Genomic DNA, 23,886 nt, shown 5'->3' with positions numbered 1-23,886 from the left:
TGCAATTATTGGGATTTGTCCAGCCGCTGGTAGCGCACGGCTTCCGAGAACACATCGGAATTGGCCGGGTCATCGAGGTAACTGAAAACCTTGCTCATGTCGCTGTCCACCAGTACGCCGTCACCTTCCTCGCTCTGGTTCGGCTGGCCGCTGAGGATCTTCTGGGCGATGGCCTGGTTGACCTGCTCCAGGTCCAGGTTGTAGACCACCAGTTCCTGCTTGTCGGTCAATTCGAAACCGGCGATCACATAATGTCCGCCATACCGGGCCGGCACCTTGGCCGACAGGTACCAGCGGCTGCCGTGACGGGAAACGGTCAGCGGGATGGCTTCGCGCTCCTTGGGCCGGGCCCGGAAATAGCTGATGGCCTGGTAGCGATGCCTGCCGACCTTCGTCAACTCCAGGTTCAACGGTTCGCCCCAGGCGTTGGTGCTGGTCCACTGGCCGAGCAGGCCCTTGGGCGCCACTTCGCTTTCAGGCAACGGCGCCTTGAAGGACACCAGACAGCCACTGAGCAGCAGCAACGACACGGCCATTACAACGGCACGCCAGGCTTTCATTTGAACTCCCTATGGCAACTGTGGCGAGGGGATTTATCCCCGTTGGGCTGCGGAGCAGCCCCCTTGCAGTCAGCTCAGTTAGCCAGACGTACCGAGTTGGCTGGTTTTGGGGCCGCTACGCGCCCCAGCGGGGATAAATCCCCTCGCCACAGGGACCTGTGTAATTCATACCGACGCCAGTACCAGGTGCATGTAGCGGGTCAGGATACCGAGCATTTCTTCTGCCGCGACCGGCTCGGCGCCATTGAGCAAGCCCTGATATTCCATCCGTCCGATAATCGCCGTCAACACTTTGGCATCCTGTTGCGGCTCGCGCGAGCCTAATACCTGGAAAAACTGACACGTACCGTGCAACAGGATCTGCTGGTGGGAACGCACCAGTTCCGCCAGGCGCGGGTTGAGCAGCGCTTCCTGGCGGAAGGCCTGTTCGGCCATCAGGTAATCGCGGCGACTGTCCAGTTGGTGCTGCACGTAATCGGCGGTCAGCCGGGCAATGTCGTCCGCCAGTTGCGAACGGGATTCGGCGCTGCCGTCCCCATAGGCAACCATTTCCCGCAACAGGCCTTCATTGTTGGTCCACAGCTTGGCCATGAATGCCGCGCTGCGCTCCACGTACTGGGCGAAGGTATCGGTGAGCAGGTCATCGATGTCCTTGAAATAGTACGTGGTGGCCGACAGCGGCACGCCCGCTTCGGCAGCCACGGCGCGGTGCCTTACCGCCCGCACGCCATCGCGCACCACAATGCGCATGGCTGCGTCGAGAATCTCCTGGCGACGCTGTTCGCTGCCCTGTCGGCTGGCCTTGCGGCCTTGGTACTGAACACTTTCAGCGACAGCAGTGGCCACGCCCGCTGCACCTTCTGGAACCATTGCACGATTCACGACAGGTCTTCCTCGCTCTTTGAAAAAGTAACCAATTGATACGTTTGTACCAGACAGGCAATAAAAAGCCGCCCTTCCAGGCGGCTTTTTAGTTGAAGCACTTACGCTTGAGGCCGCATGTGCGGGAAGAGAATCACATCCCGGATCGACGGTGAGTTGGTCAACAACATCACCAGGCGGTCAATGCCAATGCCCTCGCCCGCCGTCGGCGGCATGCCGTATTCGAGTGCACGTACGAAGTCGGCATCGTAGTGCATGGCTTCGTCGTCGCCGGCGTCCTTGTCGGCCACCTGGGCCATGAAGCGCTCGGCCTGGTCCTCGGCATCGTTGAGCTCGGAGTAGGCGTTGGCGATTTCACGGCCACCGATGAACAACTCGAAACGGTCGGTGACACTGGGGTTTTCGTCGTTACGACGGGCCAGCGGCGACACTTCGAACGGGTATTGGGTGATGAAGTGCGGCTGTTCCAGCTTGTGCTCGACCAGCTCTTCGAAAATCATCACTTGCAGCTTGCCCAGGCCTTCGAAGCCAAGCACCTTGGCGCCGGCCTTCTTGGCGATGGCGCGAGCCTTGTCGATGTCCTGCAGGTCAGCCGCGGTGAGGTCCGGGTTGTACTTGAGGATCGAGTCGAACACCGACAGTCGCACGAACGGCTCACCGAAGTGGAACACCTTGTCGCCGTACGGCACGTCGGTGCTGCCCAATACCAACTGAGCCAGCTCGCGGAACAATTCCTCGGTCAGGTCCATGTTGTCTTCGTAGTCGGCGTAGGCCTGGTAGAACTCGAGCATGGTGAACTCGGGGTTGTGCCGGGTCGAAACGCCTTCGTTACGGAAGTTGCGGTTGATCTCGAAGACTTTCTCGAACCCACCAACAACAAGCCGCTTGAGGTACAGCTCCGGCGCGATACGCAGGAACATTTCCATATCCAGGGCGTTGTGGTGAGTCTCGAATGGCTTGGCCGCCGCACCGCCGGGGATGGTCTGCAGCATCGGCGTCTCGACTTCCAGGAAGTCACGCTTCATCAGGAAGCTACGGATGTGGGCGATGACCTGCGAACGTACGCGGAAGGTCTGGCGCACCTCTTCGTTGACGATCAGGTCGACGTAGCGCTGGCGATAGCGCTGCTCGGTGTCGGTCAGGCCGTGGTGCTTGTCCGGCAGCGGGCGCAGGGACTTGGTCAGCAGGCGCACGCTGGTCATCTCGACGTACAGGTCGCCCTTGCCGGAACGGGCCAGGGTGCCTTCGGCGGCAATGATGTCGCCCAGGTCCCAGGTCTTGACGGCGGCCAGGGTTTCTTCCGGCAGGGTCTTGCGGTTGACGTAGACCTGAATGCGACCGGTCATGTCCTGGATCACCATGAACGAACCACGGTCAAGCATGATACGACCGGCAACCTTGACTGGAATCGCCGCCTCGGCCAGCTCTTCCTTGGTCTTGTCCGCGTACTTCTTCTGCAGGACGTCGCAGTACGCGTCGCGGCGGAAGTCGTTGGGGAAGGCCTGGCCCTTGGCGCGCTCGGCAGCAAGCTTTTCCTTGCGCAGGGCGATCAGGGAATTTTCTTCCTGTTGCAGGGCTTGCGGGTCGAGTTCTAGGTCGCTCATGTCTTTAAGGATTCCATCACAGGTTCGTTGCCCCCGGCCCCGGGCCGGAGTTTGCGGGCAAGCCTCGCTTCCTGTGGAAACGTGCCTGCCCACCGCATGGGTGTCGCGTTACAGCCCTTGTTTGAGGCTCGCCACCAGGTATTCGTCGATGTCGCCGTCGAGCACCTTGTCGCAGTCGCTGCGTTCGATGTTGGTGCGCAGGTCCTTGATCCGGGAGGCGTCGAGCACGTACGAACGGATCTGGTGACCCCAGCCGATGTCCGACTTGGTGTCTTCCAGGGCCTGGGACGCCGCGTTGCGCTTCTGCACTTCCTGCTCGTACAAACGGGCCCGCAACATTTTCATCGCGGTGTCTTTGTTGGCGTGCTGGGAGCGCTCGTTCTGGCAGCTGACCACGGTGTTGGTCGGTACGTGGGTAATCCGTACGGCCGAGTCGGTGGTGTTAACGTGCTGGCCACCGGCCCCGGAGGAACGGTAGGTGTCGATGCGCAGGTCCGCCGGGTTGATCTCGATTTCGATGTTGTCATCGATTTCCGGCGATACGAAGACGGCCGAGAACGAGGTATGGCGACGGTTGCCGGAATCGAACGGGCTCTTGCGCACCAGGCGGTGCACGCCGATCTCGGTACGCAGCCAGCCAAAGGCGTATTCGCCCTTGATATGCACGGTGGCGCCCTTGATCCCGGCGACTTCACCGGCCGACAGTTCCATGATGGTCGCGTCGAAACCGCGTTTGTCGGCCCAGCGCAGGTACATGCGCAGCAGAATGTTGGCCCAGTCCTGGGCCTCGGTGCCGCCGGAGCCGGCCTGGATGTCCAGGTAGGCGTTGTTCATGTCCATCTCGCCGCTGAACATGCGACGGAATTCCAGCTTGGCCAGGGCCTCGTCGAGGCGTGTCAGCTCGGCGACCACATCGCCGACCGCGCCTTCATCGTTTTCTTCGACAGCCATGTCCAGCAGGTCGCGGCAGTCGGCCAGACCGCTGGACAACTCGTCCAGGGTCTCGACGATCTGCGCCAGCGCAGAGCGCTCGCGGCCCAGTTCCTGGGCGTATTCAGGCTTGTTCCAGACGCTCGGATCTTCAAGCTCGCGATTGACTTCGGTCAGACGCTCATGCTTTTGATCGTAGTCAAAGATACCCCCGAATAGTTTCGGAGCGCTCGGACAGGTCCTTGATGGTGTTAAGGATCGGGTTGATTTCCATGGCGGGCAGCACTCGTTGGCGAACTTTTGAAAGCCGGCGAGTATAACGTAATCAAGCGCCAGCGGCAGCCCGCCTGGCGGCTTTAGGGGGGAATGATACTCAGGGGTGGGTTAACACGGACCTGTGGCGAGGGAGCTTGCTCCCGCTGGGCTGCGCAGCAGCCCCAAAAGGAGCGACTCAACTCATCTGATACACCGAGCCGCCTGGTTTCAGGTCTGCTGCGCAGCCCAGCGGGAGCAAGCTCCCTCGCCACAAAAGCATCATTATCGACCGAAGGTTATTCGAACCCCACCCGATTACGCCCATTGTGCTTGGCGATGTACAACCCTTTGTCCGCCGCCGAAATCAGCTGCCGGCAATCGCTACCTTGCTGCGGCGTCACGGTCGCCACACCGACGCTGACGGTGAGGTTCGCGCCACCATCGGGGGTGGTGTGGGGGATGTTCAGGGCGACGACGCTCTGGCGCAGCTTTTCGGCCATCAGCCGGGCGCCGCCGGGCGAGGTGCTGGGCAGGACCAGGGCAAACTCCTCACCGCCGTAGCGAGCGGGCAGGTCGGACGGGCGACTGCAGGCGTCACGGATCGCCGTGGCCACCTTGCGCAGGGCTTCGTCGCCCTCCAGGTGACCCAGGTTGTCGTTGTAGGACTTGAAGTAATCCACGTCGATCATCAGCAGCGACAGTTGGGTCTGATCCCGCATTGCCCTTCTCCACTCCAGTTCGAGGTACTCATCGAAGTGTCGGCGGTTCGACAGCCCGGTCAGGCCATCGGAGTTCATCAGCCGCTGCAGCACCAGGTTGGTGTCGAGCAACTGTTGCTGGCTGACCCGCAGGGCGCGGTAGGCCGCGTCGCGCTGCAACAGCATCATGTAGGAGCGCGAGTGATAGCGGATGCGCGCCACCAGTTCGATGTTGTCCGGCAACTTGACCAGGTAGTCGTTGGCCCCGGCGGCAAACGCAGCGCTCTTGACCAGCGGGTCCTCCTTGGTGGACAGGACAATGATCGGAATATCGCGAGTGGCCGGATGGTTGCGGTACTCGCGCACCAGGCTCAGGCCGTCGAGGCCGGGCATCACCAGGTCCTGGAGAATCACCGTTGGCTTGATGCGCACCGCCTGGGCGATGGCCTGGTGAGGGTCGGAACAAAAGTGGAAGTCGATGTTCTCTTCGTTCGACAGCCCGCGCCGCACCGCTTCGCCGATCATGGCCTGGTCGTCGACGAGCAGGACCATGGCGGCGTTCTCATTGTTCTTGAAATCGTCGAGCTGTAATTCATTCATGAAGGCTTACCTGAGTAAGGCTTGGGCTAGTCCGGGGGTTTATCATCGGCTAAAAATCTCCACCAACCGTGGCGCTATCTTGTCCAGCGCAAGAATCTGCGCGGCCGCGTCGATGGCGGCCGCGGCTTTGGGCATGCCATACACGGCGCTGCTCTGCTGGTCCTGGGCAATGGTCATATAGCCCTGCTCACGCATGAGTTTAAGCCCTTGGGCACCGTCACGGCCCATGCCGGTGAGCAAAACGCCCACCGCATCACCGCTCCAGAAGTGGGCGACACTCTCGAAAAATACGTCGATGGAAGGCCGATAGATCTCGTTGACCGGCTCGACGGTGTAGGCCAGGGTGCCGTCTTTCAACAAGCGCAGGTGGTGGTTGGTCCCGGCCAGCAACACTGTGCCGCTTTGTGGTGTTTCGCCGTGCAGCGCCAGGCGGACCTTGTGGCCCGACGCTTTGCCGAGCCACTCGGCCATGCCCGCGGCAAATACCTCGTCCACATGCTGGACCAGCACGATGGCCGGGGCAAAATCACGCGGCAATGCCTTGAGCAAGACCTCCAGCGCCGCCGGGCCGCCCGCCGAGGATCCGATGGCCACCAGGCTTTTGCGCGACACCGAGGCACGCTGGGCCGCCGGCGCAGGTCGCTCAGGGTTGCCGCGCTCGCCGATCAGCCAACCGATGTTGGTGATCTTGCGCAGCAACGGTGCCGCCGCGTCCTCGGGGTTACCCACACCCAAGGCCGGCGTATCGACCACATCCAGGGCACCGTGGCCCATGGCTTCGAACACCCGGTGGACGTTCTGCTGGCTGTCACCGGTGACAATCACAATGGCGCAGGGGGTTTCGGTCATGATCCGTCGTGTGGCTTCCACGCCATCCATGATCGGCATGAACAGGTCCATCAGGATCAGGTCCGGCGTGTATTCGGCACAGCGCTGCACCGCCTCGGCCCCGTTGACGGCCACCCAGACCAGTTGATGCGCCGGCTCGAACGCCAACGCCCGGCGCAGGGCTTCGACCGCCAGGGGCATGTCATTGACGATGGCGATCTTCAAGTCCTGGCCCCTCCGATCAATTCGACCACGGCGTCGAGCAAGGCGTCGTCATGAAAACTCGCCTTCGCCAGATAATAGTCGGCTCCAGCGTCCAGGCCACGACGGCGGTCTTCTTCACGGTCCTTGTAGGACACCACCATCACCGGCAGCGACTGCAAACGGTTGTCGCGCCGCAACAGTGACACCAGCTCGATGCCGTCCATGCGTGGCATATCAATGTCGGTGATCAACAGGTCAAAATCTTCCGAGCGCAAGGCGTTCCAGCCATCCATGCCGTCTACCGCCACCGCCACATCGTAGCCGCGATTGAGTAGCAACTTGCGTTGCAGCTCGCGCACGGTCAGGGAGTCGTCCACCACCAGGATCCGCTTGCGCGGGGCCTGGGTCTGGTTCTGCCGGGCGATGCGCTCCAAGCGCCCGGTATCGAGCAACTTATCCACCGAGCGCAGCAGGTCTTCGACATCGACAATCAGCACCACCGATCCGTCATCCAGCAAGGCCCCGGCAGAAATGTCCTGGACCTTGCCCAGGCGTTCATCCAGGGGCAGCACCACCAGGGTTCGTTCGCCAATGAAGCGCTCCACCGCCACGCCATAGACCGCCTCGCGCTCGCGGATCACCACAACCTTGAGGCTCTGGCCGCTGTTCTGTGTGGCGGGACGATTGAGCAACTGACTGGCGGCGACCAGCCCCACGTGCCGGCCGTCATGCCAGAAATGCTGGCGGCCTTCGACCTGCACAATGTCCTCGGGGGCCAGGTCGCACATTCGCTCGATATGGGCCAGGGGAAAGGCATACGCTTCATCGCCGACCTCCACTACCAGGCTACGCACCACCGAGAGCGTCAACGGTACCTCGAGATGAAAACGACTGCCTTCGCCCGTCGTCTGCTCCAGCACCACCGCACCACGCACCTGCCGGACCATGTGCTGGACGGCGTCCAGGCCAACACCCCGTCCGGACACTTCAGTGACCTTGTCCCGCAGACTGAAACCGGGCAGGAACAGAAACGTCAGCAGCTCTTCTTCGCTCAAACTGGCGGCGGTTTGCTCAAGGGAAAGCCCGCGCGCGACGATGCTGCGGCGCACCCGCGCCAGGTCCACGCCGGCACCGTCGTCCGCCAGCTCCAGGACCAGCAGCCCAGCCTGATGGGAAGCCCGCAAGCGGATCAGGCCTTCGGCGGGCTTGCCGGCCAGCACCCGCTGCTCCGGGGTTTCGATGCCGTGATCCACGGCGTTGCGCAACAGGTGGGTCAGCGGCGCTTCGAGCTTTTCCAGCACGTCGCGGTCGACCTGGGTCTTCTCGCCTTCAATCTCCAGGCGCACCTGTTTGCCCAGGCTGCGGCCCAAGTCCCGCACCATTCGCGCCTGGCCCGAGAGCACGTCGGCAAACGGGCGCATGCGACAGGCCAGCGCCGTGTCGTACAGCACCTGCGCCCGCTGGCTGGCCTGCCAGGCAAACTCGTCCAGTTCCGCGTGTTTCTGCGCCAGCAACTGCTGGGTTTCGGACAACAGGCGGCGGGCATCGTCAAGAGCTTCCTGGGCCTGCAGGTTCAGGGCATGGTCCTTGAGGTGCACATTCAGCGCTTCAAGGGCGCGCAGGCCGTTGCTTTGCTGGCGCTTGAGCCGCTGCATCGTGGCCAGCCAGGGCTTGAGGCGCTGGGTTTCCACCAGGGATTTGCTCGACAGGTCCAGCAGGCTGTTGAGGCGTTCAGCCGTGACCCGCAAGACCCGCTCGCCGCCTTCACTGAGGCGTTTGTTCTTGGGGATTGGCTCCGTGAGTACGACGGGCTCGGGTTCGACCAGATCGACGCGCAGGGGCTCGACAGGCGTCTCGACGGAGAGTGGCGCCGACGTGGGGGTCGGCGCTGCATTGGGATCGAGCAAACGCCCCATCAGCGCTACGTAAGCGTCGATGTCTGCGGCGCCGAGGGTGTTGCCCGGCGTAGCGATGCGCGTCAGCAGGTCGGTGCCTTGCAGCAAGGCGTCGATGTGGACGGCGCTCAGCACCAGTCGTCGCTCCTGGGCGCTGACCAGGCAATCTTCCATCACGTGGGCCACGCTGACTCCGGCGTCGACCCCGACGATCCGCGCAGCGCCCTTGAGGGAATGGGCCGCGCGCATGCACGACTCAAGGTGCTCGGCCTGGGTCGGGTCGCGTTCAAGGGCCAGCAGGCCAGCGCTCAGCACTTGGGTCTGGGCTTCGGCTTCCAGGCTGAACAGCTCCAGCAACGAGGCGTCACGCATCTGATCGGGGGTCATGACAGGCTCCGGGTCACAGCGGACAGTAGCTGTTCTTCGTCCAGCCAGCGCAGGCTGCGGCCCTTGTACTGCAACACGCCGCGTGTGTATTTACCGGCCGACTGCGAAGCGCCCGCCAGGAGGCGTTCGTCGATGGCATGAATGCCGTCCACCTCCTCCACCGGCACCACCACCGGCCCGCCCGGGGCCGCGACAATCAACATGCGCGGCATGATGCGTGCGGATGCAGGCGCTGCTGCGCCGGGCTCCAGGTCCAACAGTTCCACCAGGGACAGGCAGGCTACCAACGCGCCGCGTACATTCGCCACGCCCAACAAGGCCCGCGAACGCTGGTGGGGCAACGAATGGATCGGCTGCAACGGCGCCACTTCCACCAGGCTGCGCGTGGTCAGGGCCAGCCACTCTTCGCCCAGGCGGAACAGCAATAGCGAGCGCGTGACGACGTCGGTTTCCTGCGGCGCAAGGGCCAGGTCGCGGTCGTCGTGCTGCAAGGCATAGCGGTCAAGCAACCGGGTGGCGGCCGCCGAATACACCGAGCAATTGCGGCAGTGAATATGCTCGACCAACAGCGGGCAGGATTGGTCGCCATGCACCCCGATGCGATTCCAGCAGTCGTCGATGGCCTGGGCGTCGTCATGGGTGACGTTGTAAAAAGCCGAACCGCTCATTGTTTGCGCTCACTGTCAGCCGTGCGCCCGCTGCGGGCGGCACGTTCCTGCAATCGACGGGCACCGGCCGCGTCACCCTGGGAAGCCAGCAGCGCCGCCAGATGCACCAGGGCCTCGGCGTGTTGCGGTTCAAGATAAAGCGCCTTGCGATAATAACCCTGGGCCTCCAGTGCGCTGCCGGCCATGTCACTGAGCAAGCCCAGCCAGTAGAACACCTGGGCCGCCGGTGCGTGGCTGCGCAAGTACTGCTCGCAGGCGACTCGGGCCTCGGCGCTTTTGCCGCTGTTGGCCAGGGCGGCGATGTGGGCCAGCAGTGTTGCGGCATCGCTGCTTTTCGGTTCGGCGACCGGGCTCGCATTTCCTGCAAATGGCCGGGGTCGAACCGCTGGGGGGACGACTCGCGGCGACGGGCGAACCGGCAGCGGAGTCGGCATCAAGGCAGGCAACGGCTGTGGTTCCGGAGCACCCTGGCGGCTGAAGGCGAACGACTGGGCAATACCGATCGAACGCAGGCCCAATCGCCCCAGCAAACTGCCCTCGGCGGGGCCGATAAACAGCACGCCGTCCTGATGGGTCAGGCGCTTGAGCACCTCGAACACCTGCTGCTGGGTCGGCGGGTCAAAATAAATCAGCAAGTTGCGGCAGAACACAAAATCGTAAGGTGCCTCATTCACCAGCAGGCCCGGATCCAGCAGGTTGCCCACTTGCAGGCGCACCTGTTCGCGTACCCGCTCACTGAGGCGATAGCTTTCGTTTTCGGCGGTGAAATGCCGCTCGCGAAAAACCAGGTCAGCGCCACGGAAGGAGTTTTTGCCGTAGCGCGCCTCCTTGGCCCGCTCCACCGACAGCGGACTGACGTCCAGCCCATCAACCTTGAATTGATGAGGCCCCAGGCCCGCATCAAGCAAGGCCATGGCGATGGAATAGGGTTCTTCGCCGGTGGAGCACGGCAAGCTGAGGATACGCAGGGCCCGTAGGTGCCTTATTTCGGTCAAGCGCTTGACCGCCAGTTTGGCGAGGGTCGCAAAGGATTCGGGATAGCGAAAGAACCAGGTCTCCGGGACGATCACCGCTTCGATCAGTGCTTGTTGCTCCTGGGCCGAATGCTGCAGGCATTGCCAGTATTCATCGGCGGTTCGTCCCGATTGGGCACTGATGCGCTGGCGCAGCGCCCGTTCGATGATGGCGGTGCCGACGGAAGTGACATCCAGGCCAATACGTTCCTTGAGGAAATCGAAAAAGCGCTGGTCGTTGTTCATGGCCGGACCTCGAGGTCATCGAGGTTCAGCGGCGGCATGGGGAACAGCACGGCGCGGACCGACTCGTCGAGCAGGTCATTGACCCGTACCCATTGCAGCAATCCCTGGGCGTCTTCGCGCACCGGGCCCAGGTACGGCGCCTGCCGGTTGTCCAGGCCGTAGGGGCGGAAATCCGCCGGATCGCAGCGTAGGGTGTCGGTGGCCTGTTCCAGGATCAAGCCCAGCACCTGCCTCGCTTGCTGTGCGTCGGGCTGGTAGTGCACCAGCACCAATCGCGTGCTGGTGCGGGCCTTGGCGCCATGGCCGAAGGTCAACGTGCACAGGTCGATCACCGGCACCACCGCGCCGCGCCAGGCAAACACCCCCGCCACCCAGGACGGCGCCTGGGCAATGGGCTTGAGCGGCAGGCGCGGCAGCACTTCCACCACATCGATGGCCTGCAGGGCATAGCGCTCGTCACCGATGCAAAACACCAGGAACAGCGCTTGCCGGGCCGCCGGCGCGGCACCACCTCTGGCCTCGAACTCACTCATCAGACTTTGAAACGCGAGACGCCGCTGCGCAGCCCTACGGCCACCTGGCTCAGCTCATCGATGGCGGAACTGGCCTGGCGCAGGGACTCCACGGTCTGGCTGCTGGCATCGCCCAGTTGCACCAAGGCGTGGTTGATCTGCTCGGCACCGGTAGCCTGGGCCTGCATGCCCTCGTTGACCATCAAGACCCGCGGCGCCAACGCCTGAACCTGATGAATGATCTGTGACAGTTGCTCGCCAATCTGCTGCACCTCGGCCATGCCACGACGCACCTCCTCGGAGAACTTGTCCATGCCCATCACACCAGCTGACACCGCGGACTGGATCTCACGCACCATTTGTTCGATGTCATAAGTCGCCACGGCCGTTTGGTCAGCCAGGCGCCGCACTTCGGTGGCGACCACGGCGAAACCACGGCCGTACTCGCCGGCCTTCTCGGCTTCGATGGCGGCGTTGAGGGACAGCAGGTTGGTCTGGTCGGCCACTTTGACGATGGTGACCACCACCTGATTGATGTTGCCGGCCTTCTCGTTGAGGATCGCCAGCTTGGCGTTCACCAGGTCGGCGGCGCCCATCACCGAATGCATGGTTTCTTCCATCCGCGCCAGGCCTTGCTGCCCAGAGCCGGCGGCCACCGAGGCCTGGTCGGCGGCGGTGGACACTTCGGTCATGGTGCGCACCAGGTCGCGGGAGGTGGCGGCAATCTCTCGAGACGTCGCGCCGATCTCGGTGGTGGTGGCCGCGGTTTCAGTGGCCGTGGCCTGCTGCTGGCGGGAAGTCGCGGCGATCTCGGTCACCGACGTGGTGACCTGCACCGAAGAGCGCTGGGCCTGGGACACCAACGATGTCAGCTCAGCCATCATATCGTTGAAGCCGGTTTCCACCGCGCCGAATTCGTCTTTGCGCGCCAGGTTCAGGCGCCCGCTCAGGTCACCGCTGCGCATGATCTCGAGGATCTCTACGATGCGGTTCATCGGCGCCATGATCGCCCGCATCAACAAGAACCCGCACAGTACGGCGACAATCAGCGCAACCAGGAACGACAGGCCCATGGCGACCTTGGCCGCCGTCACCGCATCGCCAATGGTCTGGGTGGCGCTTTCTGCCAGCTCGCGATTACGCTCGATGATTTGATTCAAATGCCCGCGGCCACCGATCCATGCGGGCGTCAGGTCTTTCTCCAGCGCCAGCCGTGCCCCCTCGTAATCCTTGCGCTGGTACAAGTCCAGGACCTTTGCCACCGCCTGATTGAACGCCAGGTGGAAGGCCTCGAACTCGTCGAACGAGGCTTGGTCGGCCGGGTTCTGGATCAACTTCTGGTAGTTCTGTATCTCTTCGCGCAGGTGCTGCTCGAAACCCTGGTAGCGGGCCTTGTCCTCGGCGGTGATTTCCCGGTTGCCCGAGAGGCCCACGATCTGTTGGGTCAGGACGTAGCTGTCGACCCAGCCACCGCGGATCATCGAACTGTAATACACACCGGGCACCGCATCGGCGCGCACCCGTTCTTCGCTGTCCTCGATCTTTAACAACCGTGAATACGAGACGAGCACCATCAGCAGCATGATGGCGATGATCACCGCAAAACTCGCCAGGATGCGTTGGCGCAATGTCCAATTCTTCACAGTAAAACCTCGGGGCCTTTGAAATGCTGGGGAGTATAGCCGAGGGCGGCGTGGCGTCTGTATGGCCGCGAGGGAGGATTTTGACCAGGCCGAGGCTCAGCTCCCACAGGCGATGCGTTGGCCACAGGACTGCCAGACACCACAAAACCACTGTGGGAGCGAGCTTGCTCGCGATAACGGTGTATCAGTCAAAAACGCTGCGACTGACCGGGCGCCATCGCGAGCAAGCTCGCTCCCACAGGGAATGGAGTTGGGGCTGTTCTAGGCGGTCGCCTGCCGCACCTGCTTTTCCAGTTCTGCCTTCAACCCTGGCTCCAGCTTGAGTTGGCGCGCCAGTTCATCGAGGTAGGATTTCTCCATGAAGCTCTCCTCGTCCACCAGCATCACGCTGGCGATGTACATTTCCGCGGCGATTTCCGGGGTGCTGGCAGCACGGGCGACGTCGACGGGGTCCAAGGGCTTGTTGAGTTCGGCGTGCAGCCAGTGTTGCAGCTCCTGGTCATTGTCGAGCTTGGTGAATTCACCCTCGATCAATTGCCGCTCACGCTCGTCCACATGGCCATCGGCCTTGGCCGCCGCCACCAGCGCCTTGAGGATCGCCTGGCTGTGCTGCTCGACCTGCGCCGGGGGGACGCGGTCCAGGGTCTGGGGTTCGGTTTTCGGTGCGGCGCCCTGCTGGGCCTGCCAGTTGCCATAGGCTTTGTAGGCGATCACGCCCAAGGCGGCCAGGCCGCCGTAGGTCAAGGCCTTGCCGCCAAAGTTGCGGGCCTTCTTATTACCCAGCAACAGGCCCATGGCGCCGGCGGCCAGCGCTCCGCCACCCGCGCCGGAGAGCATGCCGCCCAAGTTGCCGGAGCCGCCGAGCAACCCGCCCAAACCACCGGACGACTTGTTGCCTTGGGAGCCGCCAGTCTTGTTCTGCAACATTTCCTGACCGGACTTGAGTAGCTGATCGAGCAATCCACGAGTGTTCATTTGCTGCCTCCACGCATTCGGGTAACCGGATCATTAAGGCCACCAGCCTAGAACGAAAGTGCCCGGCGCCTTCGGCAAGATTGCTTCGAGATGTTGCCTGAGGCGCAATGACTATCCTTGATAAAAAACGATATACACTCCAACCCATCGATAAAAACCGCCCACCGGGTATTCGTCCATGATGACCCTGCGCCAGATCCGTCATTTCATCGCCGTGGCCGAAACCGGCTCGATCTCCGCCGCTGCGCAAACGGCGTTCATCTCCCAATCCACCTTGACCCTGGCCATCCAGCAGCTGGAACAGGAAATCGGCGTCAGCTTGTTCAACCGCCACGCCAAGGGCATGACCCTGACTCACCAGGGTCATCAATTCCTGCGCCAGGCCCATTTGATCCTGGCCACCGTCGACAACGCCAAGCGCAGCCTGCAGCAAAGCACCGACCAGGTGGCCGGCCATGTCACCATCGGGGTCACCAGCCTGGTCGCCGGTTATTACCTGGCGGATCTGCTGACCCGTTTCCAACGCGCTTATCCCAATGTGGAAATCCGCGTCATGGAAGACGAAAGGCCGTACATCGAGCATTTATTGGTCAGCGGTGAAATCGATGTCGGGGTGCTGATCCTGTCCAACCTGGAAGACCGCCACGCCTTGCAGACCGAGGTGCTGACCCATTCACCCCACCGCTTGTGGCTGCCAGCCCAGCATCCACTGCTGGAGCACGACAGCATCAACCTGGCCGACGTGGCCCACGAGCCACTGATCCAACTGAACGTCGATGAAATGGACCGCAACGCCCAGCGCCTGTGGCGCGGCGCCGGCCTGCAACCGAAGATCTCGTTGCGCACCGCCTCGACCGAAGCCGTGCGCAGCCTGGTGGCGGCGGGGCTTGGCGTGTCGATCCAGCCGGACATGACCTACCGTCCCTGGTCGCTGGAAGGCGACATCATTGAAGCGCGACCGATTGCCGACCTCAGCCAGACCCTCGACGTCGGCCTGGCCTGGCGCCGAGGCACGGCACGACCGACCCTGGTCGACCCGTTTTTAACCGTCGCCCGGGAACAACCCCATGGCGGCCGCAAGCCATCTATTTAATCGAATGCAGCCTTGAGTATTTAGAATTTGTCGGCTTTAGGGCTGAACACTAGTCTTGCTGCATCACCACAACCCATTGTGGGAGCGAGCTTGCTCGCGATGGCGGAGTGTCAGCAAAGTAATGTCGACTGATAGACCGCTATCGCGAGCAAGCTCGCTCCCACAGGTTCTGTGTTTCAACCAATATCTATAGAAAGAGAACGCGAACATGGCTGGCACGCAAACTCCGTTGTGTACCGCGTTGCTGATCGACGGAGAACTGGTCGCAGGCCAGGGCGTTGTCGAGCCCATCCTCAATCCGGCCACTGGCGAAGTACTGGCTCAGATTGCCGAAGCCAGTACCGAGCAGGTCGAAGCCGCGATCCTGGCGGCCCACAGCGCCTTCGAGGGTTGGTCGCGCACCACCCCGCAACAACGCTCGAACCTGCTGCTGGACATCGCCAGCGCCATCGAAAAAGACGCCGACTACCTGGCCCGCCTTGAATCCTTGAACTGCGGCAAGCCGCTGCATTTGGCGCGCCAGGATGACCTGAGCGCCACGGTGGACGTGTTCCGTTTCTTTGCCGGTGCCGTGCGCTGCCAGACCGGCCAACTCAGCGGTGAGTACCTGCCCGGCTACACCAGCATGGTGCGCCGCGACCCGATTGGCGTGGTGGCGTCCATTGCGCCGTGGAATTACCCGATCATGATGGCCGCGTGGAAAATCGCCCCGGCCCTGGCTGCTGGCAATACGCTGGTGTTCAAACCGTCGGAACACACACCGCTGTCGATCCTGGCCCTGGCGCCGACACTGGCGCAGATCCTGCCACGGGGCGTGATCAACATCCTCTGCGGGGGCGGCGAAGGCGTCGGCAGCCATCTGGTCAGCCATCCCAAAGTGCGCATGGTTTCGCTGACCGGCGATATCGTCACCGGGCAGAAGATCCTCCAGGCCGCCGCGAAAACCCTCAAGCGCACGCATCTGGAGCTGGGCGGCAAGGCACCGGTGATCGTGTGCAACGACGCCGACCTCCAGGCGGTGGTCGAAGGCGTGCGCACCTATGGTTATTACAACGCCGGGCAGGATTGCACCGCCGCGTGCCGGATCTACGCCCAGGGCGGGATTCACGACCGGCTGGTGGCCGAGCTCGGCGCGGCGGTCAGCAGCCTGCGTTTTGCCGGCAAGCGCGATGCCGACAATGAAATCGGCCCACTGATCAGCACTCGCCAGCGCGACCGCGTTGCCAGTTTCGTCGAGCGCGCCCTCGGCCAGCCACATATCGAGCGCATCACCGGTGCGGCGGTGCATTCCGGTGCTGGCTTCTATTACCAGCCCACGCTCCTGGCCGGCTGCAAGCAAAGCGATGAAATCGTCCAGCGCGAAGTGTTCGGCCCGGTCGTCACCGTGACCCGCTTCGACGAACTCAGCCAGGCAGTGGACTGGGCCAACGATTCCGAATACGGCTTGGCCTCCTCGGTGTGGACACAGAACCTGGACAAGGCAATGCAGGTTGCCGCGCGCCTGCAATACGGCTGCACCTGGATCAACAGTCATTTCATGCTGGTCAGCGAAATGCCCCACGGCGGCCTGAAACGCTCTGGCTATGGGAAGGATCTGTCCAGTGATTCGCTCCAGGACTACAGCGTGGTGCGCCACATCATGGCCCGCCACGGCCAGCATCTGTAGATAACAGCACTACGCTAATAACAGCCATTCATGGCGCTTTATCTGATTCAAACACTGCCCCGACATAATTAAAGCAAGAGGGATTCCCATGTACGCGCACAAGACCGCATTGCTCAGTGCAATCACCACGGCGCTGCTGACCAGTGTCAGCCTCCAGGCCGCCGAACCGGTCAAGGCCGTTGGCGCTGGCGAAGGCCAACTGGATATCGTCGCCTGGCCGGGTTACATCGAACGAGGCGAAAGCGACAAGGCCTACGACTGGGTCACCGGCTTCGAGAAGGAAACCGGTTGCAAGGTCAACGTGAAAACCGCCGCGACGTCCGACGAAATGGTCAGTCTGATGACCAAGGGTGGCTACGATCTGGTCACCGCCTCGGGCGACGCCTCGCTGCGGTTGATTGCCGGCAAGCGCGTGCAGCCGATCAACACGGCGCTGATCCCCAACTGGAAGAACCTCGACCCACGCCTCAAGGATGCACCGTGGTATGTGGTCAACCAGCAAACCTACGGCACCCCGTATCAGTGGGGCCCGAACGTGCTGATGTACAACACCGAGGTGTTCAAACAGGCGCCCACCAGTTGGAGCGTGCTGTTCAGTGCCCAGGACCTGCCCGACGGCAAGCCGAACAAGGGCCGCGTGCAAGCCTACGATGGCCCGATCTACATCGCCGACGCGGCGCTGTACCTCAAGACCGCCAAGCCTGAGCTGGGCATCAAGGACCCCTACCAACTCGACGAAGCGCAATACAAGGCCGTGCTGGAACTGCTGCGGGCCCAACAACCGTTGATCCATCGCTACTGGCACGACACCACCGTGCAGATGAGTGACTTCAAGAACGAAGGCGTGGTGGCGTCCGGCGCCTGGCCGTATCAGGTCAACGGCCTGATGAACGAAAAACAACCGATCGCCTCGACCATTCCGAAAGAAGGCGCCACCGGTTGGGCCGATACCACCATGCTCCACACCGAGGCCAAGCACCCCAACTGCGCGTACAAATGGATGGACTGGTCGCTGCAACCGAAAGTCCAGGGTGACGTGGCCGCTTGGTTCGGCTCCTTGCCTGCGGTTCCTGCGGCCTGCAAGGGCAGCGAACTGCTGGGCGCCGAAGGTTGCAAGACCAATGGCTTCGACCAGTTCGACAAGATCGCCTTCTGGAAAACCCCACAGGCCGAGGGCGGCAAGTTCGTGCCGTACAGCCGCTGGACCCAGGACTACATTGCGATCATGGGTGGGCGGTAGCTCGCAGTAACCTGTTTGGACCGGGAACATGGTTAACCCTGTGGCGAGGGAGCTTGCTCCCGCTGGGTGGCGCAGCCACCCCAAAACCAGACGATGCGGTGGGTCAGGTCATACCGCGTCGGTCTGTTTTGGGCGTGCTGCGCACGCCAGCGGGAGCAAGCTCCCTCGCCACGGGACCGCGTTCCAAGGTTGATATTTTCATACCCGCCCCGTTTTTCTGGAGCACCGCACCATGACGCTTGCAGTCCAATTCACCCAGGTATCCCGTCAGTTTGGCGAAGTGAAGGCCGTTGACCGGGTTTCCATCGACATCCAGGACGGCGAGTTCTTTTCCATGCTGGGCCCCTCCGGCTCAGGCAAGACCACTTGCCTGCGGCTGATCGCCGGGTTCGAACAACCCAGCGCCGGTTCGATCCGCATCCACGGCGAAGAAGCCGCCGGGCTGCCGCCCTATCAGCGCGACGTCAACACGGTTTTCCAGGATTACGCCCTCTTCCCACACATGAATGTGCGCGACAACGTGGCCTATGGCCTGAAAGTCAAAGGCGTTGCCAAGGCCGAACGCATCCAGCGCGCCGATGAAGCGCTGGAGATGGTCGCCCTGGGCGGCTACGGCGAGCGCAAGCCGGTGCAGCTGTCCGGCGGCCAGCGCCAGCGCGTGGCCTTGGCCCGTGCGCTGGTCAATCGCCCACGGGTGTTGCTGCTGGACGAACCCCTGGGCGCCCTCGACCTGAAGTTGCGGGAACAGATGCAGGGCGAGTTGAAGAAACTGCAGCGCCAGTTGGGCATCACCTTCATTTTCGTCACCCACGACCAGACCGAAGCCTTGTCGATGTCCGACCGCGTGGCGGTGTTCAACAAAGGCCGCATCGAACAGGTGGATACCCCGCGCAACCTGTACATGAAACCAGCGACCACCTTCGTCGCCGAATTCGTCGGCACCTCCAACGTGATTCGTGGCGACCTGGCCCGGCAACTGAGCGGTTATCCACAGCCGTTCTCGATCCGTCCGGAACACGTGCGTTTCGCCGAAGGCCCGTTGGCCGGTCATGAAATCGAAGTCCGCGGCCTGCTCCACGACATCCAGTACCAGGGCAGCGCCACACGCTATGAATTGAAGCTTGAGAATGGCCAGACCCTGAACCTCAGCCAGGCCAACACCCAGTGGATCGACACCGGCGCCCAGCACCAGACCGGCCAGCAACTGACTGTACGCTGGGCCCGCGAGGCGATGATCGCGCTGCATGACACCGTTGGCGGCGAGGTGTGAGATGAACACCCTGGCCATCACTCAAACACCTACGCCCGGCTCACCGTTGCGACGTTTCTCCAACTTGCTGTACCGACGGCCCAACCTGTACCTGTCGATGCTGCTGGTGCCGCCGCTGATCTGGTTCGGCGCGATCTACCTGGGCTCACTGCTGACCTTGCTGTGGCAGGGCTTCTACACCTTCGATGACTTCACCATGGCGGTCACGCCCGACCTGACCCTGGCGAATTTCACCGCGCTGTTCCAGCCCTCGAACTTCGACATCATCTTGCGCACCTTGAGCATGGCCATCGTGGTGTCCATCGCCAGCGCCATCGTCGCCTTCCCGATTGCCTACTACATGGCGCGCTACACCAGCGGCAAGACCAAGGCGTTTTTCTACATCGCGGTGATGCTGCCGATGTGGGCCAGTTATATCGTCAAGGCCTATGCCTGGACACTCCTGCTGGCCAAGGGCGGCGTGGCCCAGTGGTTCGTCCAGCACCTGGGCCTGGGGCCGGTGTTGCAGTTCGTATTGGGGATCCCCGGGGTGGGCGGCAGTACGTTGTCCACCTCACACCTGGGGCGTTTCCTGGTGTTCGTCTACATCTGGCTGCCGTTCATGATTCTGCCGATCCAGGCCTCCCTGGAGCGCCTGCCACCGTCGTTGCTGCAAGCTTCGGCGGACCTCGGCGCCAAGCCGCGCCAGACGTTCATGCAGGTGATCTTGCCGCTGTCGATCCCCGGCATTGCCGCCGGCTCGATCTTCACGTTCTCGCTGACCCTGGGGGATTTCATCGTGCCGCAACTGGTGGGCCCGCCAGGCTACTTCGTCGGCAGCATGGTCTACGCCCAGCAAGGCGCCATCGGCAACATGCCCATGGCCGCTGCGTTCACCCTGGTACCCATCGTGCTGATTGCCATCTACCTGTCTATCGTCAAGCGCCTGGGGGCTTTCGATGCACTCTGACTCTCAAGACCGGGCCTCGTGGGGCTTGCGGATCGCGGCATGGGGCGGGCTGGTGTTTTTGCACTTCCCGATCCTGATCATCTTCCTCTACGCCTTCAACACCGAAGATGCGGCGTTCAGCTTTCCGCCCAAGGGCCTGACCCTGAAATGGTTCAGCGTCGCCTTCTCGCGTCCGGATGTGCTGGAGGCCATCAAGCTGTCGTTGCAGATCGCGGCCATCGCCACGCTGATCGCCATGGTGCTCGGCACGCTGGCCTCGGCGGCACTGTACCGCCGGGACTTCTTCGGCAAACAGGGCATTTCGCTGATGCTGATCCTGCCGATTGCCCTGCCAGGGATCATCACCGGCATTGCGCTGCTGGCGACCTTCAAGACCCTGGGCATCGAACCGGGCATGTTCACCATCATCGTCGGGCACGCGACGTTTTGCGTGGTGATCGTCTACAACAACGTCATCGCCCGCCTGCGCCGCACCTCCCACAGCTTGATCGAGGCGTCGATGGACCTGGGCGCCGACGGCTGGCAGACCTTTCGCTACATCATCCTGCCCAACCTCGGCTCGGCGCTGCTGGCCGGCGGGATGCTGGCGTTCGCCCTGTCGTTCGACGAGATCATCGTCACCACCTTCACCGCCGGCCATGAACGCACGCTGCCGCTGTGGCTGCTCAACCAGCTCAGCCGCCCTCGCGACGTGCCGGTGACCAACGTCGTGGCGATGCTGGTGATGATGGTGACGATGTTGCCGATACTCGGCGCCTATTACCTGACCCGTGGGGGTGAGAGCGTGGCCGGTAGCGGCGGGAAGTAGCCCCTTTTTCGCCTTGTACAAAAGGGCTTTTGTGGGAGCGAGCTTGCTCGCGATGACTGACGAACACTCAACACACGTGTCGACTGTAAGACCGCTATCGCGAGCAAGCTCGCTCCCACAGGGATCGGTTCCAGCAGACACATAACTGTTTCGATGAGGACAAAGCCATGCAAACCAAACTGCTGATCAACGGCCACCTGGTAAACGGCGAAGGCCCCGGCCAGGCCGTGTTTAACCCCTCGCTGGGGCGAGTGCTGGTGGAAATCAACGAGGCCAGCGAAGCCCAGGTCGATGCCGCCGTCCGTGCGGCCGACAGCGCCTTCGACAGCTGGTCGCAGGTTGCGCCCAAGGACCGCTCCCTGTTGCTGCTCAAACTGGCTGACGCCATCGAAGCCAACGGCGAAGAACTGGCGAAGCTGGAGTCGGACAACTGCGGTAAACCCTTGAGCGCCGCGCTGAACGACGAGATCCCGGCGATTGCCGATGTGTTCCGCTTCTTTGCCGGCGCCAGTCGCTGCATGAACGGCTCGGCCGGCGGCGAATACCTGCCGGGGCACACTTCGATGATCCGCCGCGACCCGGTGGGGGTCATCGCCTCCATCGCCCCCTGGAACTACCCCTTGATGATGGTCGCCTGGAAAATCGCCCCGGCCCTGGCCGCCGGGAACACCGTGGTGCTCAAGCCATCGGAACAAACCCCGCTGACCGCGCTGCGCCTGGCGGAATTGGCGTCGGAAATTTTCCCGGCCGGCGTACTCAACGTGGTGTTCGGTCGTGGGCCAACCGTAGGCCAGCCGCTGGTGACCCATCCGAAAGTGCGCATGGTGTCGCTCACCGGCTCCATCGCCACCGGCGCGAACATCATTTCCAGCACCGCCGACAGCGTCAAGCGCACGCACATGGAACTGGGCGGCAAGGCCCCGGTGATCATTTTCGACGACGCCGACATTGACGCGGCCGTGGAAGGCATCCGCACTTTCGGTTTCTACAACGCCGGCCAGGACTGCACCGCCGCTTGCCGCATCTATGCCCAGCAAGGCATCTACGAGCAGTTTGTCGAGAAGCTCGGCGCTGCGGTGGGCAGTATCAAGTACGGCCTGCAAACCGCACCCGACACTGAAATGGGCCCGCTGATCACCGCCCAGCACCGGGACCGCGTCGCGGGTTTCGTCGAACGGGCCATCGCCCAGCCGCATATCCGCCTGATCACCGGTGGCAAGACCGTGGACGGCAACGGGTTCTTCTTCGAACCGACGGTACTGGCCGACGCCCAGCAGGACGACGAAATCGTCCGCCGGGAAGTGTTCGGTCCGGTGGTGTCCGTCACGCCGTTCCTCGACGAAGCACAAGTGCTGGCTTGGGCCAATGAGTCGGACTACGGCCTGGCGTCATCGGTGTGGACCGCCGACGTCGGTCGCGCCCATCGCCTGGCGGCGCGCCTGCAATACGGCTGCACCTGGGTGAACACCCACTTCATGCTCGTCAGCGAAATGCCCCATGGCGGTCAGAAACATTCCGGCTATGGCAAGGATATGTCGATGTATGGGCTGGAGGACTACACGGTGGTGCGGCATGTGATGTTCAAGCATTGAGCTAAAACACCCCCCACGGCCGGAAGACAGGGTCCGGCCGTGGTTATTCAAATATCAGGACGGCACCACCAACTCGACGGAGGGAAAATAACTTCGGTAACGTTTGGCGTCTCGAGTGAGCAAAGGCAGGCCATTCACAGCCGCATGGGCACCGATGAAAAAGTCTGCCAGCACGTTGTTTTTTCCGCCGCCGAGCTTTCGATAACGCACGAAAGCTTTCCCAGCGAGAAACAGTGCCGGACGAGGTATTTCTTGCACCAGCAACCGGAGCTCACTGACAACCTCATCCAACGCTTCAAAAGTGGAAAAAATCTGAGACAGTTCAGCATAGATAATCGGGTTGATCACAAGGTCATGGGCTTGCGATTGGGCCCGCAGTTGCTGGATAGACCAGTCAGCCCAGATGGGGTCGTCTTCCAGGACATCGATCAAGACGTTGGTGTCGACCAGTATCATTAATCTTCACCACGCAACAGCGCCATCAGGTCATCCGTGCGCCACTTGATATCCGCTTTGCCACGCATCGCGTCAAAACGATCGCCAGCCGTTTTTTTTGCCATTTTAGGTTTGCCGGCATGTAGCACCACTTCCCCTTGCGCATTGACGCTGAACTCGATTGCACTACCCGGAATCAGGTGCAGCGCATCCCGGATAGGTTTGGGAATGGTGACCTGCCCTTTACTTGTCATCGTCGTCGACACAATAAACTCTCCTTTAAGTATTACCTTTATTTTAAAAGTAATACTTCATCATCGAGCCTGCAACCGCCGCTGATCGTAAGCACATTCGCTTCGGCTCTGTGGAAACATGCAGTGTGTTGGTGTGAAGCCAGGAAGCCTTATACAGGCCAGTTTGTCCCCCCATAATCAGCGTATCCCCAGGCTATTCAAAACCTCGAAACACTCCTCATCGCATCCACCAGGTAGCGCATGGCAATCCGGTCGTTTTCCGACAGCTCTCGATAGCGCTCCACCAGTCTTAATTCCTCCAGGCTGAGTCGCCGTGTCCTGCGCCCATTGATCAGGCCTGGAAAGATCCCCAGCATTGCGGTAATGCCCTGTATTTTCGTCATGAGCGATGCCCTTCTGTACGTCGAATTGACCTGATAGCGCCTTCGCAACCCTGGGTTAACGGTCTATCAAGCTAAAGAATAGGGAGGTTTCATACCGTGAAAAGGGATTTTTAGAGTAATTAGTCAAAAAAGGCCGGAATCCACATAAAAAAAGAAATAACTGTAAGAAAATTTGACCAAGCCCTGCTTTCTTCGCTCTCAACAACCATATATCCCCTATGATTTTGCGCCTCGGTGAACCGATCCAGCTCTCAGGCATCTGTTCTAACGTCTGTTCGCGTTTGGCCAAAGGCATG

22 protein-coding genes are annotated in these 23,886 nt (G+C 62.0%); 7 read left to right on the top strand and 15 right to left on the bottom strand.

Features of this window, described 5'->3' with window-relative positions; genetic code table 11:
- Positions 1–5: 5 nt before the first annotated feature.
- The 12 genes from CD58_RS05615 to CD58_RS05560 all read right to left on the bottom strand — a co-directional run bounded on the left by CD58_RS05615 (position 6) and on the right by CD58_RS05560 (position 13,900).
- Complete coding sequence (locus tag CD58_RS05615) at positions 6–560, bottom strand: hypothetical protein (RefSeq protein WP_025212077.1); 555 nt, start codon at positions 558–560, stop codon at positions 6–8.
- A gap of 165 nt (positions 561–725) precedes the next feature.
- Positions 726–1,430 carry a TetR/AcrR family transcriptional regulator gene (locus tag CD58_RS05610; RefSeq protein ID WP_038436458.1) on the bottom strand — a complete coding sequence of 235 codons (705 nt, stop codon included), beginning with the start codon at positions 1,428–1,430 and terminating at the stop codon, positions 726–728.
- Positions 1,431–1,543: 113 nt separating this feature from the next.
- On the bottom strand, positions 1,544–3,046 hold the full coding sequence (gene lysS / locus CD58_RS05605) for a lysine--tRNA ligase (RefSeq protein ID WP_025212075.1): 1,503 nt from the start codon (positions 3,044–3,046) through the stop codon (positions 1,544–1,546).
- A gap of 108 nt (positions 3,047–3,154) precedes the next feature.
- Positions 3,155–4,250 (bottom strand): peptide chain release factor 2 gene (gene prfB / locus CD58_RS05600; protein ID WP_144238520.1). Its coding sequence is split into 2 segments (ribosomal slippage): positions 3,155–4,177 and positions 4,179–4,250, totalling 1,095 coding nucleotides; the frame shifts between segments, so codons are not numbered across the junction.
- A gap of 277 nt (positions 4,251–4,527) precedes the next feature.
- On the bottom strand, positions 4,528–5,529 hold the full coding sequence (locus tag CD58_RS05595; RefSeq protein WP_025212073.1) for a diguanylate cyclase domain-containing protein: 1,002 nt from the start codon (positions 5,527–5,529) through the stop codon (positions 4,528–4,530).
- Positions 5,530–5,571: 42 nt separating this feature from the next.
- Entirely contained in the window at positions 5,572–6,582 is a 1,011-nt protein-coding gene (locus tag CD58_RS05590) for a chemotaxis response regulator protein-glutamate methylesterase (RefSeq protein WP_025212072.1), read from the bottom strand.
- Positions 6,579–8,843, bottom strand: coding sequence for a hybrid sensor histidine kinase/response regulator (locus CD58_RS05585; protein WP_025212071.1), 2,265 nt, complete (start codon positions 8,841–8,843; stop codon positions 6,579–6,581). The genes CD58_RS05590 and CD58_RS05585 overlap by 4 nt, the downstream gene beginning before the upstream one ends.
- Positions 8,840–9,511, bottom strand: coding sequence for a chemotaxis protein CheW (locus CD58_RS05580; protein ID WP_025212070.1), 672 nt, complete (start codon positions 9,509–9,511; stop codon positions 8,840–8,842). The genes CD58_RS05585 and CD58_RS05580 overlap by 4 nt, the downstream gene beginning before the upstream one ends.
- On the bottom strand, positions 9,508–10,770 hold the full coding sequence (locus CD58_RS05575) for a CheR family methyltransferase (RefSeq protein WP_025212069.1): 1,263 nt from the start codon (positions 10,768–10,770) through the stop codon (positions 9,508–9,510). Before CD58_RS05575 ends, CD58_RS05580 begins: the two co-directional genes overlap by 4 nt.
- A complete protein-coding gene (locus CD58_RS05570; protein WP_025212068.1) occupies positions 10,767–11,303 on the bottom strand; it encodes a chemotaxis protein CheW in 537 nt (178 codons plus the stop codon). The genes CD58_RS05575 and CD58_RS05570 overlap by 4 nt, the downstream gene beginning before the upstream one ends.
- Positions 11,303–12,925, bottom strand: a complete 1,623-nt coding sequence (locus tag CD58_RS05565) for a methyl-accepting chemotaxis protein (RefSeq protein WP_025212067.1) — start codon at positions 12,923–12,925, stop codon at positions 11,303–11,305. The genes CD58_RS05570 and CD58_RS05565 overlap by 1 nt, the downstream gene beginning before the upstream one ends.
- Before the next feature lie 261 nt (positions 12,926–13,186).
- Positions 13,187–13,900 (bottom strand): tellurite resistance TerB family protein, encoded by a 714-nt coding sequence (locus CD58_RS05560; RefSeq protein ID WP_025212066.1) that lies wholly within the window; start codon positions 13,898–13,900, stop codon positions 13,187–13,189.
- A gap of 178 nt (positions 13,901–14,078) precedes the next feature.
- Between CD58_RS05560 and CD58_RS05555 the strand changes: the two genes are divergently transcribed.
- The 7 genes from CD58_RS05555 to CD58_RS05525 all read left to right on the top strand — a co-directional run bounded on the left by CD58_RS05555 (position 14,079) and on the right by CD58_RS05525 (position 22,518).
- A complete protein-coding gene (locus tag CD58_RS05555; protein WP_025212065.1) occupies positions 14,079–14,993 on the top strand; it encodes a LysR family transcriptional regulator in 915 nt (304 codons plus the stop codon).
- 208 nt (positions 14,994–15,201) lie between these two features.
- The gene (locus CD58_RS05550) at positions 15,202–16,659 is read left to right on the top strand and encodes a gamma-aminobutyraldehyde dehydrogenase (protein WP_025212064.1); all 1,458 of its coding nucleotides are present in this window, start codon (positions 15,202–15,204) and stop codon (positions 16,657–16,659) included.
- 88 nt (positions 16,660–16,747) lie between these two features.
- Entirely contained in the window at positions 16,748–17,899 is a 1,152-nt protein-coding gene (gene ydcS / locus CD58_RS05545) for a putative ABC transporter substrate-binding protein YdcS (RefSeq protein ID WP_025212063.1), read from the top strand.
- 232 nt (positions 17,900–18,131) lie between these two features.
- Complete coding sequence (locus CD58_RS05540; protein WP_025212062.1) at positions 18,132–19,169, top strand: ABC transporter ATP-binding protein; 1,038 nt, start codon at positions 18,132–18,134, stop codon at positions 19,167–19,169.
- Between the two features lies 1 nt (position 19,170).
- On the top strand, positions 19,171–20,118 hold the full coding sequence (locus tag CD58_RS05535) for an ABC transporter permease (RefSeq protein ID WP_025212061.1): 948 nt from the start codon (positions 19,171–19,173) through the stop codon (positions 20,116–20,118).
- Positions 20,108–20,926 (top strand): ABC transporter permease, encoded by an 819-nt coding sequence (locus CD58_RS05530; RefSeq protein ID WP_025212060.1) that lies wholly within the window; start codon positions 20,108–20,110, stop codon positions 20,924–20,926. Before CD58_RS05535 ends, CD58_RS05530 begins: the two co-directional genes overlap by 11 nt.
- 167 nt (positions 20,927–21,093) lie before the next feature.
- Positions 21,094–22,518: a gamma-aminobutyraldehyde dehydrogenase gene (locus CD58_RS05525; RefSeq protein ID WP_025212059.1), complete on the top strand. Its 1,425-nt coding sequence runs from the start codon at positions 21,094–21,096 to the stop codon at positions 22,516–22,518.
- Between the two features lie 54 nt (positions 22,519–22,572).
- On the opposite strand, the gene CD58_RS05520 is transcribed toward CD58_RS05525, so the two are convergent.
- The 3 genes from CD58_RS05520 to CD58_RS05510 all read right to left on the bottom strand — a co-directional run bounded on the left by CD58_RS05520 (position 22,573) and on the right by CD58_RS05510 (position 23,590).
- Positions 22,573–22,974 (bottom strand): type II toxin-antitoxin system VapC family toxin, encoded by a 402-nt coding sequence (locus CD58_RS05520; RefSeq protein ID WP_025212058.1) that lies wholly within the window; start codon positions 22,972–22,974, stop codon positions 22,573–22,575.
- Positions 22,974–23,219 (bottom strand): AbrB/MazE/SpoVT family DNA-binding domain-containing protein, encoded by a 246-nt coding sequence (locus CD58_RS05515; protein ID WP_025212057.1) that lies wholly within the window; start codon positions 23,217–23,219, stop codon positions 22,974–22,976. Before CD58_RS05515 ends, CD58_RS05520 begins: the two co-directional genes overlap by 1 nt.
- Positions 23,220–23,404: 185 nt before the next feature.
- A complete protein-coding gene (locus CD58_RS05510; RefSeq protein WP_025212056.1) occupies positions 23,405–23,590 on the bottom strand; it encodes a hypothetical protein in 186 nt (61 codons plus the stop codon).
- Positions 23,591–23,886 lie beyond the last annotated feature (296 nt).

Origin of the sequence: Pseudomonas brassicacearum (genome assembly GCF_000585995.1) — a bacterium.
Classification (GTDB): domain Bacteria; phylum Pseudomonadota; class Gammaproteobacteria; order Pseudomonadales; family Pseudomonadaceae; genus Aquipseudomonas; species Aquipseudomonas brassicacearum_A.
Note: the sequence above shows the minus strand (reverse complement) of the source record. Positions and strands in the feature narration are given on the sequence as shown.

Bases quoted from the DNA above. Each gene is read 5' to 3' on its own strand.
- CD58_RS05615 (WP_025212077.1), bottom strand. From the start codon at position 560: ATGAAAGCCTGGCGTGCCGTTGTAATGGCCGTGTCGTTGCTGCTGCTC.
- CD58_RS05610 (WP_038436458.1), bottom strand. From the start codon at position 1,430: ATGGTTCCAGAAGGTGCAGCGGGCGTGGCCACTGCTGTCGCTGAAAGT.
- lysS (WP_025212075.1), bottom strand. From the start codon at position 3,046: ATGAGCGACCTAGAACTCGACCCGCAAGCCCTGCAACAGGAAGAAAAT.
- CD58_RS05595 (WP_025212073.1), bottom strand. From the start codon at position 5,529: ATGAATGAATTACAGCTCGACGATTTCAAGAACAATGAGAACGCCGCC.
- CD58_RS05585 (WP_025212071.1), bottom strand. From the start codon at position 8,843: ATGACCCCCGATCAGATGCGTGACGCCTCGTTGCTGGAGCTGTTCAGC.
- CD58_RS05580 (WP_025212070.1), bottom strand. From the start codon at position 9,511: ATGAGCGGTTCGGCTTTTTACAACGTCACCCATGACGACGCCCAGGCC.
- CD58_RS05575 (WP_025212069.1), bottom strand. From the start codon at position 10,770: ATGAACAACGACCAGCGCTTTTTCGATTTCCTCAAGGAACGTATTGGC.
- CD58_RS05570 (WP_025212068.1), bottom strand. From the start codon at position 11,303: ATGAGTGAGTTCGAGGCCAGAGGTGGTGCCGCGCCGGCGGCCCGGCAA.
- CD58_RS05560 (WP_025212066.1), bottom strand. From the start codon at position 13,900: ATGAACACTCGTGGATTGCTCGATCAGCTACTCAAGTCCGGTCAGGAA.
- CD58_RS05555 (WP_025212065.1), top strand. From the start codon at position 14,079: ATGATGACCCTGCGCCAGATCCGTCATTTCATCGCCGTGGCCGAAACC.
- CD58_RS05550 (WP_025212064.1), top strand. From the start codon at position 15,202: ATGGCTGGCACGCAAACTCCGTTGTGTACCGCGTTGCTGATCGACGGA.
- ydcS (WP_025212063.1), top strand. From the start codon at position 16,748: ATGTACGCGCACAAGACCGCATTGCTCAGTGCAATCACCACGGCGCTG.
- CD58_RS05540 (WP_025212062.1), top strand. From the start codon at position 18,132: ATGACGCTTGCAGTCCAATTCACCCAGGTATCCCGTCAGTTTGGCGAA.
- CD58_RS05535 (WP_025212061.1), top strand. From the start codon at position 19,171: ATGAACACCCTGGCCATCACTCAAACACCTACGCCCGGCTCACCGTTG.
- CD58_RS05530 (WP_025212060.1), top strand. From the start codon at position 20,108: ATGCACTCTGACTCTCAAGACCGGGCCTCGTGGGGCTTGCGGATCGCG.
- CD58_RS05525 (WP_025212059.1), top strand. From the start codon at position 21,094: ATGCAAACCAAACTGCTGATCAACGGCCACCTGGTAAACGGCGAAGGC.
- CD58_RS05520 (WP_025212058.1), bottom strand. From the start codon at position 22,974: ATGATACTGGTCGACACCAACGTCTTGATCGATGTCCTGGAAGACGAC.
- CD58_RS05510 (WP_025212056.1), bottom strand. From the start codon at position 23,590: ATGACGAAAATACAGGGCATTACCGCAATGCTGGGGATCTTTCCAGGC.